Origin of the sequence: Psychrobacter sp. BI730 (genome assembly GCF_013414195.1) — a bacterium.
Taxonomy (GTDB): Bacteria; Pseudomonadota; Gammaproteobacteria; order Pseudomonadales; family Moraxellaceae; genus Psychrobacter.
The window spans coordinates 66,486-82,400 of the sequence record NZ_JAATTV010000005.1 but is presented as its reverse complement, the minus strand read 5'-3'; the positions used below and the strand labels follow the sequence as shown (position 1 = coordinate 82,400).

Annotated in this window: 13 protein-coding genes; 8 read left to right on the top strand and 5 right to left on the bottom strand. The window is 41.0% G+C overall.

Features of this window, described 5'->3' with window-relative positions:
* Positions 1–42: 42 nt before the first annotated feature.
* The gene (locus tag HCZ91_RS05030; RefSeq protein WP_179798540.1) at positions 43–798 is read left to right on the top strand and encodes a LysE family transporter; all 756 of its coding nucleotides are present in this window, start codon (positions 43–45) and stop codon (positions 796–798) included.
* Positions 799–885: 87 nt separating this feature from the next.
* Positions 886–1,923: a 23S rRNA (adenine(1618)-N(6))-methyltransferase RlmF gene (gene rlmF, locus HCZ91_RS05025; protein WP_134292782.1), complete on the top strand. Its 1,038-nt coding sequence runs from the start codon at positions 886–888 to the stop codon at positions 1,921–1,923.
* Between the two features lie 106 nt (positions 1,924–2,029).
* Here rlmF and HCZ91_RS05020 read toward each other — a convergent pair whose 3' ends face one another.
* From HCZ91_RS05020 to dnaA, 5 genes are all read right to left on the bottom strand, one after another.
* On the bottom strand, positions 2,030–2,653 hold the full coding sequence (locus HCZ91_RS05020; protein WP_179798539.1) for a manganese efflux pump MntP family protein: 624 nt from the start codon (positions 2,651–2,653) through the stop codon (positions 2,030–2,032).
* A 126-nt stretch (positions 2,654–2,779) separates the two neighbouring features.
* The gene (gene gyrB, locus HCZ91_RS05015; protein ID WP_179798538.1) at positions 2,780–5,395 is read right to left on the bottom strand and encodes a DNA topoisomerase (ATP-hydrolyzing) subunit B; all 2,616 of its coding nucleotides are present in this window, start codon (positions 5,393–5,395) and stop codon (positions 2,780–2,782) included.
* 511 nt (positions 5,396–5,906) lie between these two features.
* Complete coding sequence (gene recF / locus HCZ91_RS05010; RefSeq protein WP_179798537.1) at positions 5,907–7,118, bottom strand: DNA replication and repair protein RecF; 1,212 nt, start codon at positions 7,116–7,118, stop codon at positions 5,907–5,909.
* Positions 7,119–7,256: 138 nt separating this feature from the next.
* On the bottom strand, positions 7,257–8,432 hold the full coding sequence (dnaN, locus tag HCZ91_RS05005) for a DNA polymerase III subunit beta (protein WP_179798536.1): 1,176 nt from the start codon (positions 8,430–8,432) through the stop codon (positions 7,257–7,259).
* Between the two features lie 160 nt (positions 8,433–8,592).
* Complete coding sequence (gene dnaA / locus HCZ91_RS05000) at positions 8,593–10,032, bottom strand: chromosomal replication initiator protein DnaA (RefSeq protein WP_102094841.1); 1,440 nt, start codon at positions 10,030–10,032, stop codon at positions 8,593–8,595.
* Between the two features lie 590 nt (positions 10,033–10,622).
* Between dnaA and rpmH the strand changes: the two genes are divergently transcribed.
* The 6 genes from rpmH to nrdR all read left to right on the top strand — a co-directional run bounded on the left by rpmH (position 10,623) and on the right by nrdR (position 15,802).
* A complete protein-coding gene (rpmH, locus tag HCZ91_RS04995; RefSeq protein ID WP_007394757.1) occupies positions 10,623–10,757 on the top strand; it encodes a 50S ribosomal protein L34 in 135 nt (44 codons plus the stop codon).
* Positions 10,758–10,936: 179 nt separating this feature from the next.
* Complete coding sequence (gene rnpA, locus HCZ91_RS04990; RefSeq protein ID WP_179798535.1) at positions 10,937–11,308, top strand: ribonuclease P protein component; 372 nt, start codon at positions 10,937–10,939, stop codon at positions 11,306–11,308.
* A 1-nt stretch (position 11,309) separates the two neighbouring features.
* Positions 11,310–11,690 carry a membrane protein insertion efficiency factor YidD gene (gene yidD, locus HCZ91_RS04985; RefSeq protein WP_179798534.1) on the top strand — a complete coding sequence of 127 codons (381 nt, stop codon included), beginning with the start codon at positions 11,310–11,312 and terminating at the stop codon, positions 11,688–11,690.
* A 215-nt stretch (positions 11,691–11,905) separates the two neighbouring features.
* Positions 11,906–13,588: a membrane protein insertase YidC gene (gene yidC / locus HCZ91_RS04980; protein WP_179798533.1), complete on the top strand. Its 1,683-nt coding sequence runs from the start codon at positions 11,906–11,908 to the stop codon at positions 13,586–13,588.
* A 280-nt stretch (positions 13,589–13,868) separates the two neighbouring features.
* Complete coding sequence (gene mnmE / locus HCZ91_RS04975) at positions 13,869–15,257, top strand: tRNA uridine-5-carboxymethylaminomethyl(34) synthesis GTPase MnmE (protein WP_179798613.1); 1,389 nt, start codon at positions 13,869–13,871, stop codon at positions 15,255–15,257.
* An 86-nt stretch (positions 15,258–15,343) separates the two neighbouring features.
* On the top strand, positions 15,344–15,802 hold the full coding sequence (gene nrdR, locus HCZ91_RS04970) for a transcriptional regulator NrdR (RefSeq protein ID WP_057762240.1): 459 nt from the start codon (positions 15,344–15,346) through the stop codon (positions 15,800–15,802).
* Positions 15,803–15,915 lie beyond the last annotated feature (113 nt).

Here is a 15,915-nt window from a genome sequence, read left to right as displayed (position 1 = left end):
GTGCAACTATGTTGCAGGTCTAAATATGGTTCAGAGTATTTTATGGAATTTTGGCACGGTTTTTTACTCATCACTAGCGTACACCTATTAGCCGCGGCCTCACCTGGCCCTGATTTTGTCTTAGTCTCGCAGCAGACATTAGCAAAAGGTCGACGCACAGGTTTGACTTGTAGTCTCGGTATTACCTTGGGTCTTGCCGTCCATATAATTTATTCTGTATTAGGACTGGCGACTGTCATTGCTCATTCGCAGCCATTATTGACTACTATTAAATGGTTGGGTGGTGGCTATCTGATTTACTTAGGTTGGCAAGGTATCCAAGCTAAGCCTGAAAAACCAGCAGATTTAGACACAGCTCACCTTTTAGAAAAAACACATGCTTTAGAAAAAGCAGATTCACAAGTAGGTTCAAGCACTCACACTTCGCAAGATGCGCTTACTAGCCAGACCCCACCTACAACCAAAGAAACCACTATCGAAAAATCATCTAGCAATAGCGAATCTACCTTTGCTACGTTGCGTCGCGGATTCCTTTGTAATGTCTTTAATCCAAAAGCGCCTGTCTATTTTGTAGCTATCTTTACTCTTGTATTGTCGCCTGACATACCGCTTTGGCAATTGGCTATCTATGGCGTATGGATGATGGTGTTGCAGATGGCATGGTTTAGTACGGTCGTCATGCTACTCTCTATCCCTGCAGTACATCGACGCTTCCAAAGATTTGAGCATTGGATCGACCGTGTATTGGGTACTGCGATGATCGTATTAGGGCTTAACTTGATATTACGTCACCGATAAGCGACCGATAAAGCGCGGATAAACAATTAGCAACCTGCGAAATCTGCTACACTGGTTACTTATATCCATATATCGTAGCCTGACATTATGACAAGTAAGCCCATGACCCGTAACCCTGCAAATAGTAAACACAGAAATAGATCTCCTGCGACCGCGAAAAAACTCGGTCAGCTGCACCCACGCAACCCGCACCAAGGTCGTTATGACTTTGCAGTACTGACTCGCGCCTTACCAGAGCTTGCTGACCACACCATTACCAACCCTAAAGGTGAGTCGACGATTAACTTCTCGGATCATCAGGCTGTTCGCGTGCTAAATAAAGCACTGTTGGCGAACTATTACGGGGTTAAATTTTGGGACATTCCTGAAGGTTATCTATGTCCGCCTATTCCTGGACGTGCCGATTATATTCACTATATCGCGGATTTACTGGCGCAAACCACTCACGTAAACGCCGATAACACACCGCCAACGGGTAAAGAAATTCACGCCCTTGATATCGGTACTGGTGCCAGTGCTATCTACCCTATCGTTGGTAGTCAAAGCTATGGCTGGCGCTTTACAGCAAGTGACATTGACCCTATCTCGGTCAATACCGCAGCGCTAATTTGTGAAGCCAATCCAAAGCTAAAGAGTGCTGTTAAAGTAAAGCTACAGCCTGAGCCTAAATTTATCTTTAAAAACATCATTGGTCGTCAAGACTATTTTGATGTCGTGGTTTGTAACCCTCCGTTTCATGCTTCATTAGAAGAAGCGATGGAAGCCAATAGCCGAAAGCAACATAACTTGCAGCGCCATCGTGGTAAGAATGAAAGCGAGCAAATCAGCCGCAGTTCAACCAAATCAGGCAACGCTGCGCAAAACCTGAACTTTGGCGGTCAGCACAAAGAGCTATGGAGTGAAGGTGGCGAAATTGCGTTCTTGACCAAAATGGCAAAAGAAAGCCAGAGCTTTGCAGAACACGTTGGTTGGTTCACAACCTTAGTATCAAAATCTGAAAACGTTAAGCCATTGCAATTGTTATTAAAGCAGCTAAACGTCGCTCAAATGCGTATCATCGAGATGAGCCAAGGTCAGAAAAGCACTCGCGTACTAGCTTGGCGCTTTGACACTGACGAAGAGTAATCATCAAGCAAAATTACTAACTCGAGTTTCACGTGAAACAAAAAAGCACCACTTTGATATTCAAAGTGGTACTTTTGTATAAATACTCAGTAAGAATCTAAATAAATTAGCTAAAAAACATCACTTTTAGACCAATTGCAATAAGCACGATACCGCCCAATGCTTCAGCCTTATCCTCTAGCCATGTACCTGAGCGACGTCCCAAATAAACCCCGAGCCAGCCAAATATAGCGGTTACTACAGCGATAATAAGGCAAGCTAACCACGCGTTCAGTGCCAATAAATTCAGCGTAAACCCTGCTGCCATTGCATCAATACTGGTTGCAACTGCTAACGTAAACATAGTGCGATGATTGATATGTCCATGCTTACTCGTGGCTGTTACTGTATCACTATCAGTGTTAATATCATCATTGACGTCTAGATCATCACTGTCATCATCTGACTCATCAGCAGTAAACACTTCATAAAGCATTTTGCCACCTAGAGCAATCAATATAGTACCGCCAATCCAAGGTGCAGCAGCGGCCAACCAACCCAACATTGCCGCACCTAATAAGTATCCAATAAGAGGCATTATCCCCTGAGCGATACCAAAGTAAAGCGCAGCATAGATAGCCAAGCGCAGTACATATTGATGACTATATTTTTGAGCCTTAGCACCCAACCCTATTGACACTGCAAACGCATCCATTGCTAAAGCAATAGCGAGTAAAATTACTTCAACCATTTGATTTCCATAGATTATAATTATTAGGTAATAGCAACGCTAACAAATGAGTTTCACGTGAAACAAAAATACCGCCTTGAATATCAAAGCGGTATTTTTATAAATTGTCAGTAACCAGTTTCAAATTTAAATATCTAAGTTCGATACTGTTAATGCATTCTCTTCAATGAAGATACGACGCGGTTCAACGTGATCACCCATTAAACAGGTAAACATATGGTCAGCGGCGATAGCATCTTCGATAGTAACGCGTAGCATACGACGGTTTTCAGGATCCATCGTTGTATCCCATAGCTGGTCGGCGTTCATCTCACCTAGCCCTTTGTAACGTTGGATAGCTAGACCACGACGCGCATCCAGCATCATTTGTTGCCATAGGTAATCGAAGTCACGCACTGGGATATCTTTCGTTGTTCCTGCACTTGCTTCACGGCGGATAAAGGCGTCGCTCTCAAGCAATGTATTCCATTCACTTGATAAACGCAGCAACTTGCCATACTCACCCGAGTTGATAAAGCTAGCATCTAACAAATAATGGTGTGCCAGTTGATGCACGTATACCGTGACGCGTGGCAGCCACTGAGCCTTGGTAGATAAAGCCTCACTATCTGACGCTTCGCCTTCTTCAGTACCTACTACTGGCGTCATACCCAATAGATCTGCTGCGGCTGCATCCATATTTTTTGGCTGCGGCGCATGGATATTAACTAATTCAATTTCAGGGCTTAGATCGCTACCGAAGTGATCAAGCTTAGTCTGCATCGCTGCTTTCCAATCCTGCATGGCAGACTCATCATAAGTCATGTCAGTGCTAAGTTTTGGCGTATGTGTCAATGCGTCTAAAATCACCGCTGGGAAGCGAATCTGCAGACGTGCTTTGATCAACTGCGTTTGGTTGTAGTCGTTAAGCAGTGTCTCAAGCGCTTGACCCGTAATCGCAGGCGCATCGGCACTGATATGCAGCTTGGTATTGTCAATTGTTGAAGACAATAGATATGCTTTAAGCGCTTCGTCATCTTTTAGGTACAACTCTTGACGACCTTTTTTCACTTTGTATAGCGGTGGCTGAGCAATATATACATAACCACGCTCGATCAACTCAGGTGTTTGACGGAAGAAGAACGTCAATAGCAACGTACGAATATGCGATCCATCAACGTCGGCATCGGTCATGATGATGATTTTGTGGTAGCGTACTTTGTCAGGATTATACTCATCAGGACCAATACCACAACCTAATGCAGTAATCAGGTTACCCACTTCAGCAGATGATAGCATCTTATCAAAACGAGCACGCTCGACGTTCAGAATCTTACCTTTTAGTGGCAAGATTGCTTGTGTTTTACGACTACGACCTTGTTTAGCTGAGCCACCTGCAGAGTCACCCTCCACAATGTATAGTTCAGATAATACTGGATCTTTTTCTTGGCAATCGGCTAACTTACCAGGCAGACCTGCAATATCCAAAGTGGTCTTGCGACGTGTCATTTCACGTGCTTTACGAGCCGCATCACGTGCACGCGCTGCATCGATAATCTTATTGGCAATGGCTTTACCAGCACTTGGATTCTCTAACAGATAGTCATTGAACTTATCATGCATCGCTGATTCAACAGCAGATTTCACTTCGCTTGATACTAGCTTATCTTTGGTCTGACTTGAGAATTTTGGATCTGGTACTTTTACAGAGACAATTGCAGTTAACCCTTCGCGAGCGTCATCACCCGTTGCGGCTACTTTCTCTTTTTTAAATAAGTTTTCGCGATCCATATAACTGTTTAGGCAACGCGTCAATGCTGAACGGAAACCAGATAAGTGAGTACCACCATCTTTTTGCGGGATATTGTTGGTAAAACATAGCACTTTTTCGTTATACGTATCTGTCCACTGTAGCGCGACTTCTACGCTGATACCATCATCTTGCTGACTGGTAAAATGGAATACTTCATTGATACCGTCTTTACCAGCATTGATATAGCTAACAAACTCTAGCAAGCCACCTTTATGCTCAAACTCGTGACGCTTATCAATACGCTCATCAGTCAAAACAATACGCACACCAGAGTTCAAAAATGACAGCTCACGTAAGCGTTTTGCCAAGATATCGTACTCAAAGATCGTACCAGTAAACACATCACTGCTAGGATAAAAACGAATTTGGGTACCTGTCTGATCGGTGGCTTCCATCTGTTGGATATCGCTATCAGGTACGCCATCAGTATAAGTCTGATGATAATGATAGCCTTCACGCCAGATATTCATTTCAAGCTTTTGAGACAGAGCGTTAACTACTGATACACCCACACCGTGCAAGCCACCTGACACTTTATAGCTATTGTCATCGAACTTACCGCCTGCATGCAATACGGTCATAATAACCTGTGCCGCTGATACACCTTCTTCTGGATGGATATCGACTGGTACACCGCGACCATTATCCATCACACTGACAGACTCGTCTTCGTGGATGACAATATCAATCTGATCACAGTGACCGGCAAGTGCTTCATCGATAGAGTTATCCACTACCTCAAAGACCATATGATGCAAGCCTGTGCCATCATCGGTATCACCGATATACATACCAGGACGTACACGTACGGCCTCTAACCCACGCAATACGCGAATATCTTTAGAACTATAATCAGAAGGCAATACTTCTGAAACTACATTAGGCACGGCGGCTTCAGTAGCACTGTCGTCTATCAATTGCTCGTGGTCAATAGGTAATGAATCACTCATGTACATTCCTTAATCTAGCCATAATCAGCCATTTACGATTAGCGCACTTATAAAAAGTCTGCTACATAATGGCATCTTAAAATTAACGTCTATTATTCATAATCTAGAGTGCATATGAGCAGCTAAACCACTAACCACCGTTAGCCTCAAAAAAGGCCGCACAGAGATAAAATCAGTAAATTACTTATTAGTAATAGTCTTTGTTTTTCTAGCCGTTGTTAAAACTATTGAAATAAATAAAATACATAACTATCAAATACTTATAGACAATTGAAAAATAGAAATCTTTTCTATGATGCTATCAAATAAATTGCTGAGCACAGGACAAAAATAAAGGGTTATTTTAACATTTTTTTGCTTCTAAGTCACTGTTTACTGAGAGTTTTACGGTCTGTGAAAGGTCGTCTTAACATAGTAAGTGTCAGGACAGATAGTAGTGGCTAGTGTACTGAGTAATGAGAGGTGAAAGTAGATGAATAATCATAAAAAGTATAAGCAGAAGAATGAAATATTAGTTAGTAAACAGAATCTCACCTTGTTTCACGTGAAACACATTTAGTTGTAACCAAAGTTCATTAACTAAAGGTAAAATATCGTCTGTCAGACTGGTCATAAATACTTGGCAAGGGAGTTTAGCTAGGGTCGATAGCAGTATTTCTATAGCTCTATCATCCAATTCTGCAGTGATATCATCTAGGAGCACGACAGGTGTTGCTTTCGATGATAAATCATCATTGAGTGAGTTACTGTGCTCTTCATCGTTTAGCAACAGTGGTAGCTGCGATAGGCGTAATGCAGTAATAAGTAGCTTTTTTTCACCGCGAGACAATACATTTGCTGCCTGCTCTTTTAAAGTCGGTAATTTGGTTTGAATACTATTTGCTGAAGCTGCTGTTCTGGCATCTGTCGTTTGATCGTTTACAGACTCATCAGAACGCCAATGCACATGGATATCAGCACGATGATTGCCTATACGGGTATATCCCAGTTGCAAATCCTGCTCTAACCGCTCATTAAGTTGCACATCTAGCGCAAAACTGGTGTCATACCCAGCGTTATAGCTTAGGCTCAGTTGCTCAGCATAAGAAGGCAATAGCTGTAAAATACTCTTGGCAAAATAAGGCTGCCATTCAGTAAATACTTGCTCGCGATAATGATGAATCAAAGCAGCATGGTTACTCAACCCTTTATCCCATGATTTCAGCTCAGAAAGCTGTACTTGGGTTAAATGACGAGTCCTCTTTAGCAAACTATTGCGCTGTTTTAGGAGACGTTGATAAGCCATCCATTGTGGATGAAACCCTTGTTTCATGTGAAACACTAACCAATCTAGCAGCTGTCGACGGCTCGCACTTCCCTGCTCCAACATATCCATCGTCGATGGATCTATCAGCAATGTAGGTAGCTGCTCTGTCAAGATACTTTGGTTATAAACAGTGGTTTGATTGAGGCGTAAGATGGTCGTAGCATCTGCTTGCTTTTGAATAGCTAAAGTACGACTATCATTGAGCTTAGCATGAACAGTCGTGTTATTTTGATGATGTTGGATATAACGTTTAGGCTGGTGATGACGAAAGCTCTTACCTCTTGATAACAAGAATATAGCTTCAAGCAACGAGGTTTTACCACTGCCATTTGCACCGATAATGATGTTGCAAGCAGTAGGCTCTAAACTAATTTGAGTAAGGTTTCTAAGGTGGGATATTTGTAGACGTTCAATCATAGTATCGATAGCCGCCCATTAAAGCCTGCTAGCTTAGCGGGCAAAAGTTCATTAAAAATCAATATTTAGTACTGAAAACAAAGCTCTTTGAAACGTACTATTTCTATTCAGTTTTGTTTATTGCCAAAGAAAAACACACTATATACGCATTGGCATAATGACATACTGATGGAACTCATCATTTAGTTGATTGACCAATACAGAGGCATTCGATTGGCTCATATGCATCTGTAAATCGCCTTGGATAACGCCCAATACATCTTGCAGATACGCAGCGTTAAACGACAGCTCCATCGGCTCGCCTTGATACTTAGCTTGTATCATTTCAACTGCTTCATCTTGCTCAGCATTATTAGCACGTACTTCGACCATACCATCGCTAGCAAAATTAAAGACCACACCACGAGATTTTTCATTACTCAAGATGGCAACACGACGTAGTACGTCTGTCATTTTTTCTTGACTGAATAAAGCCAATTTATCAGTATTGCTCGGCATCACACGGCGATAATCAGGGAACTTACCATCAATTAAACGTGCGGTAAACGTCACCATTAGATCTTGGCTAACTTGCCCTGCACTATCTACATCACCAAACGGCAAACTTACTTGTAAAAACTCTCGGCCAAAACTTAGGGTAACTGCGTTGTCCTGATCACCCAACATTTTACCAAGCTCAGAAGCTAGACGCTCAAGTTCGATCACTGCCTTACGTGGCAAGATAGCTTGCATATTGAGATCTGCGCTTACATTGATAACACTACGGGCTAATGCCAATCTATGGCCATCTGTTGCTACCGTTGTCAGTTGCTGCTGTGAAACGTCAAAGAGCATACCTGTTAAGTAATAGCGTACATCTTGAATCGCCATCGCAAACTGCGTTTTGTGAATCAAATCTGTCAGACGATTACGGCTGATAGTCAGAGGGGTGATATTCTCAGGGTTACCCAAGCTCGGATAGTCTTCGCTTGGCAATGTTCCTAATGTAAAACGACTCTTACCACTAGTTAATAAGCAACGCTCATTTGCTTGAGTTGCTAGATTAACTTGAGCCTGTGCAGGTAGCGATTTACAAATATCTTTTAGCTTGGTTGCAGGAAGTGTCGTTGTACCTGCTTCTACACAAGCACCAGCAGGCAATTTCAATGTCGATGTCAGCTCTACCTCTAAATCTGACGCTGTTAAGATAAGCTCAGAGTCTGATAACTGTAGCTTGATATTACCCAATATAACCATATTGTGGCGTTTATCAGCGGCTTTGGCGATCAAGTTGATAGCTTTTAGTAACGATTCTCGATTGATCGATAATTGCATGCTTAATTACTCTTATTTGAATGATTTTTTTATAAATATTTATCGTAATGACTTAATAATACCTTGTCTGCTGACGATAATCTACAAAGCATCTGTGGACTTATATTTTCGATATTATAAACCATCTGTATCTACTAGAATACAACGATATCTAGCGCTTTTATCCTGCCTGTAACATCAGAGCTAGGGTTTTATAATCCTTATCAAATGCAGGATCTGCTGCTCTCAACTCATTTACTTTATCACAAGCATGCATCACCGTCGTATGGTCGCGTCCACCGAACGACTGACCAATTTCAGGGAAGCTATCGCCTGTTAATTCACGCGACAAAGCCATCGCTATTTGACGTGGTCTTGCAATACTACGCGTACGTTTGCGCCCCATAATATCTTTGACCGTGACATCATAGTACTCAGCCACTACCTTACGGATGTTATCCATATTCACTGCCTGCACACGCATCGCAACGATGTCTTTTAGTGCGTATTGCACCATCTCAAGGGTAATCTGTGCCCCTGTTAAGTTAGCATTGGCAAACACCTGATTTAGGGCACCTTCTAAACGTCTGACATTAGACACCACATTTTGCGCAATGAATAGCGCACATTCCTTTGGTAATACCATACCGTAGGAGGCTGCTTTTTTCTGCAGAATTTGTACTCGAGTATCAATCTCAGGAGGATCAACAGCGACTGTTAACCCCCAAGAAAACCGTGATCTAAATCGTTCATCAAATTCTGTCATTTGGGAGGGATGTCGATCAGAGGCTAAAATAAGTTGTTTATCACCACTAGTAAAATCTGCAAATAATGTTAGAAACTCATTACTACTTTTAGTCTTTCCTGCCAATACATGAATATCATCTACAATTAACAAATCTACTTTTTTTATTTTCTTTTTAAAATCTTCTATTTTATTATTTCTTAAGGAATAAACTAATTGATTTATAAATTTTTCAGAAGTGAAATAATAAAAACTTTGATTATTTTTTAAATAGCGATGAGCTACAGAATGCATTAAATGCGTTTTTCCCAATCCAGAAGGGCCGTATATAAATAAAGGATTATGACGATTTTTCGATTGGCGCTTACCAAGTTCATAACAAGCCTTGTAAGCCAAGTTATTGGACTTACCTGTAACAAAGGTTTCAAAAGTAAATTCGGGGTTCAGGTAGCTTAATGATTTTGTATCAGCAGACTCAACTGGCTCATTATGACGCATGTTCGCGTCGATATCTGCTTTTGCGTTGTTATGATGAATAGATTCAAATTTATGTTCGAATGGGGTAGGGGAGACCTCGTCTTCTATAAACAAAGAACCTGATTGACTATTATCTTCTGCATTGCGGCCAGCATTATCAACACGTACGACGACCTCTTCAATACTACCTTGACTGTGTTTGGTCACCAACTGCTGAATATCTTGAAGATGATTCTTCTTGATATACGTCACAAAATAATCATTGGGAGCAAGAATAATCAAAGTTTGCGCTTCTTGATGAGCTGACAGAGGTCTCAGCCACATAGTAAACACGTTGTCTTTGACGTTGTAACGCAAATCGTTTAGACATTTATCCCAAATATTTGCTGTGTCTATCATGAAAAGTACTGACCTTGTGATCTGAAATAATAGTTATTTTTTAGCAATATAACTTGCTACCTAAGCCTCGATATTACACGTAACAACTAACCAAAGAGTTCGTACTAGCACCCTATACGAAGGTGTATATCAAGTAGCGCCTAATTTAACACAGATACCCTGTGGATAAAACCTCGTTTTTTGTGGATAAGCCTGTGGATAATTTTGTGTATAACTTTTATAAACTAGTTATCCATATTTAACCCACAGTTTATCCACAGGCTTACCCATAGTCTAGTAATTTGATAATAAAAAGGAAAATGGACTTAACCACAGATAATCATGGTCCCAATAATAACAATACTATATTTATATTAATTAATTATTATTATAGTATTTCAGTCTAGCTGTGGATAACCTTGTAAATCATAGAATATATAACTATAAAATTTGATTACTAGAAATAAGTTTTTAAGGAAATATCTCTACTAAGTTCGTATGAGGTATTTCCTATTTAGGGACAAAGCAAATTAGTTTATTGACCAAAACTATACTGAATGGTATAATCCTCCGTTATTACGAATTTAGTCCATTATTTTGATAGGTGAGTTATGAAACGTACATTCCAACCAAGCGTGATCAAGCGTAAACGTACTCACGGTTTCCGTGCTCGTATGGCAACTAAAAAAGGCCGTCAGGTCTTAGCTCGTCGCCGCGCTAAAGGACGTCATCGCCTTACTGTATAATCAGTAGATTGCGATAAGCATGGCTAATAGTGCTTGTTGTGTTCTTATTGTTTATAGATTGCGATAGTCAATCATCACAACTGACACTTAGCCATATATTAAAAGCGCCTACATCGGCGCTTTTTTTGTCTCTATAATTTGTTATTATTTCTCCTATCGTTATTCTACTAGGTTGTACTATGTCCAATACTCTATCAGATACACCTGCAGCTAGTTTCACTAAACAGCAACGCCTGCTTACTCCTGCAGCCTTTCGTGAGGTATTTGACGCACCTGAGCGCAAGATTCATCAGAGTCATTTAATGGCTTTTGTACGTGCTAACGAGCATGCACAGCCGCGAGTCGGTATGGCTGTTACTAAGCGTAAAGTACCTACTGCTGTCGCTCGTAATCTGATCAAAAGATATGTGCGTGAAGAGTTCCGTACGAAAGCTTTTAAAATGGAAAATAAAGATATTGTTTTTATTGTCAAAAAATCTATTAAAGATATAGATAATAAAGAAATAAAAAATCAAATAATTAATATATTTAAGAAAATAGAAAAAAAATAAAATGAATATTTTATTAAAAATAAAAAATATAAATAAAATTTTCTATAAAGTATTTTTTAATTTGATTGTTTTTTATCAAAAAATAGTTAGTCCTATAATACCTGCTCGTTGTCGCTATTATCCAACATGCTCAAATTATGGCAAACAAGCTTTAACATGGCATGGCACCCGTAAGGGTGGTTGGTTGTTGTTAAAACGTCTTAGCAGGTGTCACCCTTTAGGTGGGGACGGTATAGACTTTGTACCCTTACCCTTAGCTTGCTATAGCTATCAATACATATCTTTTACTGATGTATCAAATAATAACCTCCAGAGTTTGGGTGTCTATCGAGACTATACTAGCTATGTTTCACAGCTTAATTATTTGATGAAATCAACATGAAGTCCCCCTCTTTAGTCTCAGATCGATACTCTGTTAAGTTACCCACAAGTTATCCACACTCTTGGTATCATTTAAGACAGATTTTTAGTAAAATGATGCACATTTTATGTAAATGACTACTGATGCAGTTGCAATGTGACAGGACAGCTGTGTAGGACAGTCATGACACATGCCCTAATTTTTCATTCCCTAATTTTTTAATCTAGGAAAGGTTTATGCAAAAGATATTTCGGGTGATGATCATCATTGCGATGCTAATTACCGCTTATCTGCTGATTTTGGCATGGCGAGATGATTATGCCGATGCTCCAGCTGTAGATGCGGTGCCAGAAACTACGAGTTCGGTAGGTGCTGACATTCCTTCTACTACTGGTGCAGCAGGTGATATCCCGGTACAGACATTACCTGTGGATAATAGTGCTGTGACAGCGACTCCTGCGAAAAACGCTGGTCTAATCACGGTAACAACTGATCGCTATGATATAAAAATCAATCCAGAAGGTGGTGATATTGTTTATGCTGCGCTCAAGCAGTATGACGCAACGCTCGATAGCGATAAGCCTTTCGTATTGTTAGAAAACAACAGTAACCGTGTGTATGTGGCTCAATCTGGACTTATTGGTCAGAACGGTATTGATACAGCAGAAGGTAGAGCGACTTATAACCATACTGATAACAATTATGTGATGGAAGATGGACAGCAAACGTTGTCAGTGCCGCTTACTTACAAAAAAGACGGTGTGACGATTACCAAAACGTTCACATTCACTGAAAATAAATATCCAATCGATATTAGCTATCAGATCCAAAACGCGTCTACCAATGCTTGGCAAGGTCAGATGTTTGCGCAATTAAAGCGTGATGATAGTAAAGATCCTGGTATGTCTGATAAAGGCGCGCTGAGCATGGCGACTTATCTAGGCGGCGCTTGGGGTACACCAGATGATCCTTATAATAAGCTGAAATTTGGCGACTTTAGTGATGGTGAGTTGACGACGACTAGCGATAAAGGCTGGGTTGGTATCGTACAGCATTACTTTGTATCTGCTTGGACACCTGAAAATTTCACTGGCAAATTCTTTACACGTGAAACAGGTAGTGATTACTTTATTGGCTTCAATAGTCAACCAGTGAACGTAGCACCAAACAAACAAGTTACTTTAAATGCAACACTGTATGCAGGTCCAAAAGTTCAGTCTGAGCTAAAAGACGTTGCGGTAGGCCTTAACAAAACAGTTGATTATGGTCTGCTGTGGCCAATATCAAAGGTCTTATTTGCTATCTTGGAAGGTGTGCATAAGGTTGTTGGTAACTGGGGGTGGTCAATTATTTTACTGACTATCTTAGTAAAAATTGCCTTGATGTGGTTCTCTAATAAGAGCTACTACTCGATGGCTAAAATGCGTGCCATTGCACCAAGACTTAAAGTGCTTAAAGAAGAGCATGGCGATGATCGGATGAAAATGTCGCAAGAAATGATGGCGATATACAAAGAAGAAAAAGTCAATCCGATGGCAGGTTGTCTACCAATCTTGATGCAGATGCCTATTTTCTTAGCTTTATATTGGGTGTTGGTAGAGAGTGTTGAGCTGCGTCATGCACCATGGATTTTGTGGATTCAAGATCTATCAGCGATGGACCCATGGTTTATCTTACCATTGCTAATGGGTGCGTCGATGTTTGTACAGCAGCAGTTGAACCCGCAGCCAGCAGATCCGATGCAAGCAAAAGTCATGAAGTTCTTGCCGATTATCTTTACTGCGTTCATGTTGTTCTTCCCAGCAGGTTTGGTTTTATATTGGACAGTCAACAACTTGTTTAGTATGACTCAGCAATATATCGTTAATAAGAAAGTCGATGAAGAGCAGAAGCGTCGTACGGTAAAAGTAGTCGATTAATTAGTTCTTTTTTAGAAATACAAAAAACCATCGCGCAAGCGGTGGTTTTTTTATAGGTGGTGTATAAGTGGTAAATGTTATCCACAGCTTATCAACATTATCCATAGTTTATAAATATTAAAACGAAAATATGTCTGATGCGGCTACCTTTCAAAGTTTGCTTTGTCAGTATGAGTCCAGACGTCTATAATGGAGCTTTTAAACATTGAGAGTAATTGTGGATTCCTTAGAGACAGCATTAGCCGTACCTAATTCTTCTGAAAAGTCTAATACATCTGGATTGGCTACAATTGCTGCGATTGCAACGCCGCTCGGGCGAGGGGGTGTGGGTGTCATACGTCTATCAGGCAGCCGTGCTTACGATATGGCATGTGCTTTAACAGGTAAGTCTGCTTTTACGCCGCGGATGGCCAGCTTTTGTCGTTTTTATCAAGCTGATGGCACTGTCATCGATGAGGGATTGGTCTTGTTTTTCAAAGGTCCGCATTCATTCACAGGTGAGGACGTTATTGAGCTACAAGGGCATGGTGGTGTTATTTTGCAAAACCAGTTGCTTGCACGAGTTTTTGAGCTAGGTGCCAAGCAAGCGAGTGCAGGAGAGTTCTCTTACCGTGCCTTTGATAACGATAAATTGGACTTGGTACAGGCCGAAGCGATCGCTGATGCGATTGATGCGACTAGTGCTGCCGCGGCCAGTAGTGCGATTCGTTCTCTAAGCGGTGAGTTTTCACAAAAAATTAACCAGCTACTAGAACAATTGATTCATCTTCGTTTACATGTTGAAGCAGCGATTGATTTCCCCGACGAAGAAGACGTTGATTTTTTGTCTGATGGCGTCATACAAAGTAAGCTTGAGCAGACGCAAGATAAGATACAGCAAGTTTTAGCAACGGCAAAGCAAGGTCAGCTTTTGCGCGACGGTATCCATGTCGTGCTAGCAGGTAGGCCAAACGCAGGTAAATCTAGCTTACTTAACCGCCTTGCAGGGCAAGAGCGTGCTATCGTGACTGATGTCGCTGGTACTACACGTGATACGCTGCAAGAGACCGTTGTACTCAATGGTTTGACGCTACATCTGACCGACACAGCAGGCCTACGCGAGACAGAAGATACTGTGGAACGTATCGGAATTGAGCGTGCCCGTACTGCTATCACGCAGGCTGATATGCTACTAATGGTCTATGATGTGACTCGCGATGTTGAAGAAGAGAGCACACCGTTACAGCTTGCTGAACAGTTATTTGGTGAATTGCCAGAAGCTAAACGCTTACTAATTATTGCTAATAAGAGCGACTTATTGAGCGATAATAACAGAGAAAAAAGTGCTGCTATGACCCAAGCTGAAATCAAGAACAGAGGTTATCAGCAGGTTAATGTTTCATGTGAAACAGGCATTGGTATCGATAACTTGGTTGAAGCATTATGTGAGAAAGTAGGCTTTCATCCACCAGAGAATAGCTTAATCGCTCGTACCAGACATCTCGATGCACTTAGACGAACTGCTAATTTCTTAGCAGAAGCCCATGAGCAATTAACGGTATTCGAAGCGGGTGAGTTGGTTGCTGATAGCTTACGTCAAGCACAGCAGAGTTTGGGTGAGATTACAGGTGAGTTCAGCGCCGATGACTTATTAGGTAAAATATTTGGTAGCTTTTGTATTGGTAAATAACTGAAACACGGTGTTCTTTATTATTTAATAAATTAGCTATCTTAGAAATACTGCTTTTATTCTCAATTGTAAAATAAGGAAATGCTATGCACTGTCCGTACTGTAATGCGTCAGAGACCAAGGTTATTGACTCACGTCTTGCTGCGGAAGGGGCACAAGTGCGTCGACGCCGTTCGTGTAACAGCTGCCAAGAACGTTTTACGACTTTTGAGATGGTAGAAGTTGTCATGCCAAGGATTATCAAATCGAGCAACAAGATTGAACCTTATGATAATGAAAAGCTGCGCCGTTCTATTTTACTACCTTTACAAAAGCGTCCTATTACTATCGATGAACAAGAGGCGATGATTAGTCGTATTGAAAAGCGTGTTAGGCAGATGGGTGAGCGAGAAATCAGTAGTAAAGTCTTGGGTGAAATCATCATGAGTGAGCTCAAAACTTTGGATGATGTCGCCTATGTACGCTTTGCTAGTGTGTATCGCGACTTTCAAGATATCGATGCATTTCATCAAGAGATTGCCAATATTCGTCCAAACGAAAAGTAAGTGAAGTAAGCTTTTAAATAAGTCCTAGTTGATAAGTCAATCCTAGTTGATAAGTCAATCCTAGTTGATAAGTCAATCCTAGTTGATAAGTCAATCCTAGTTATCAATCAGCT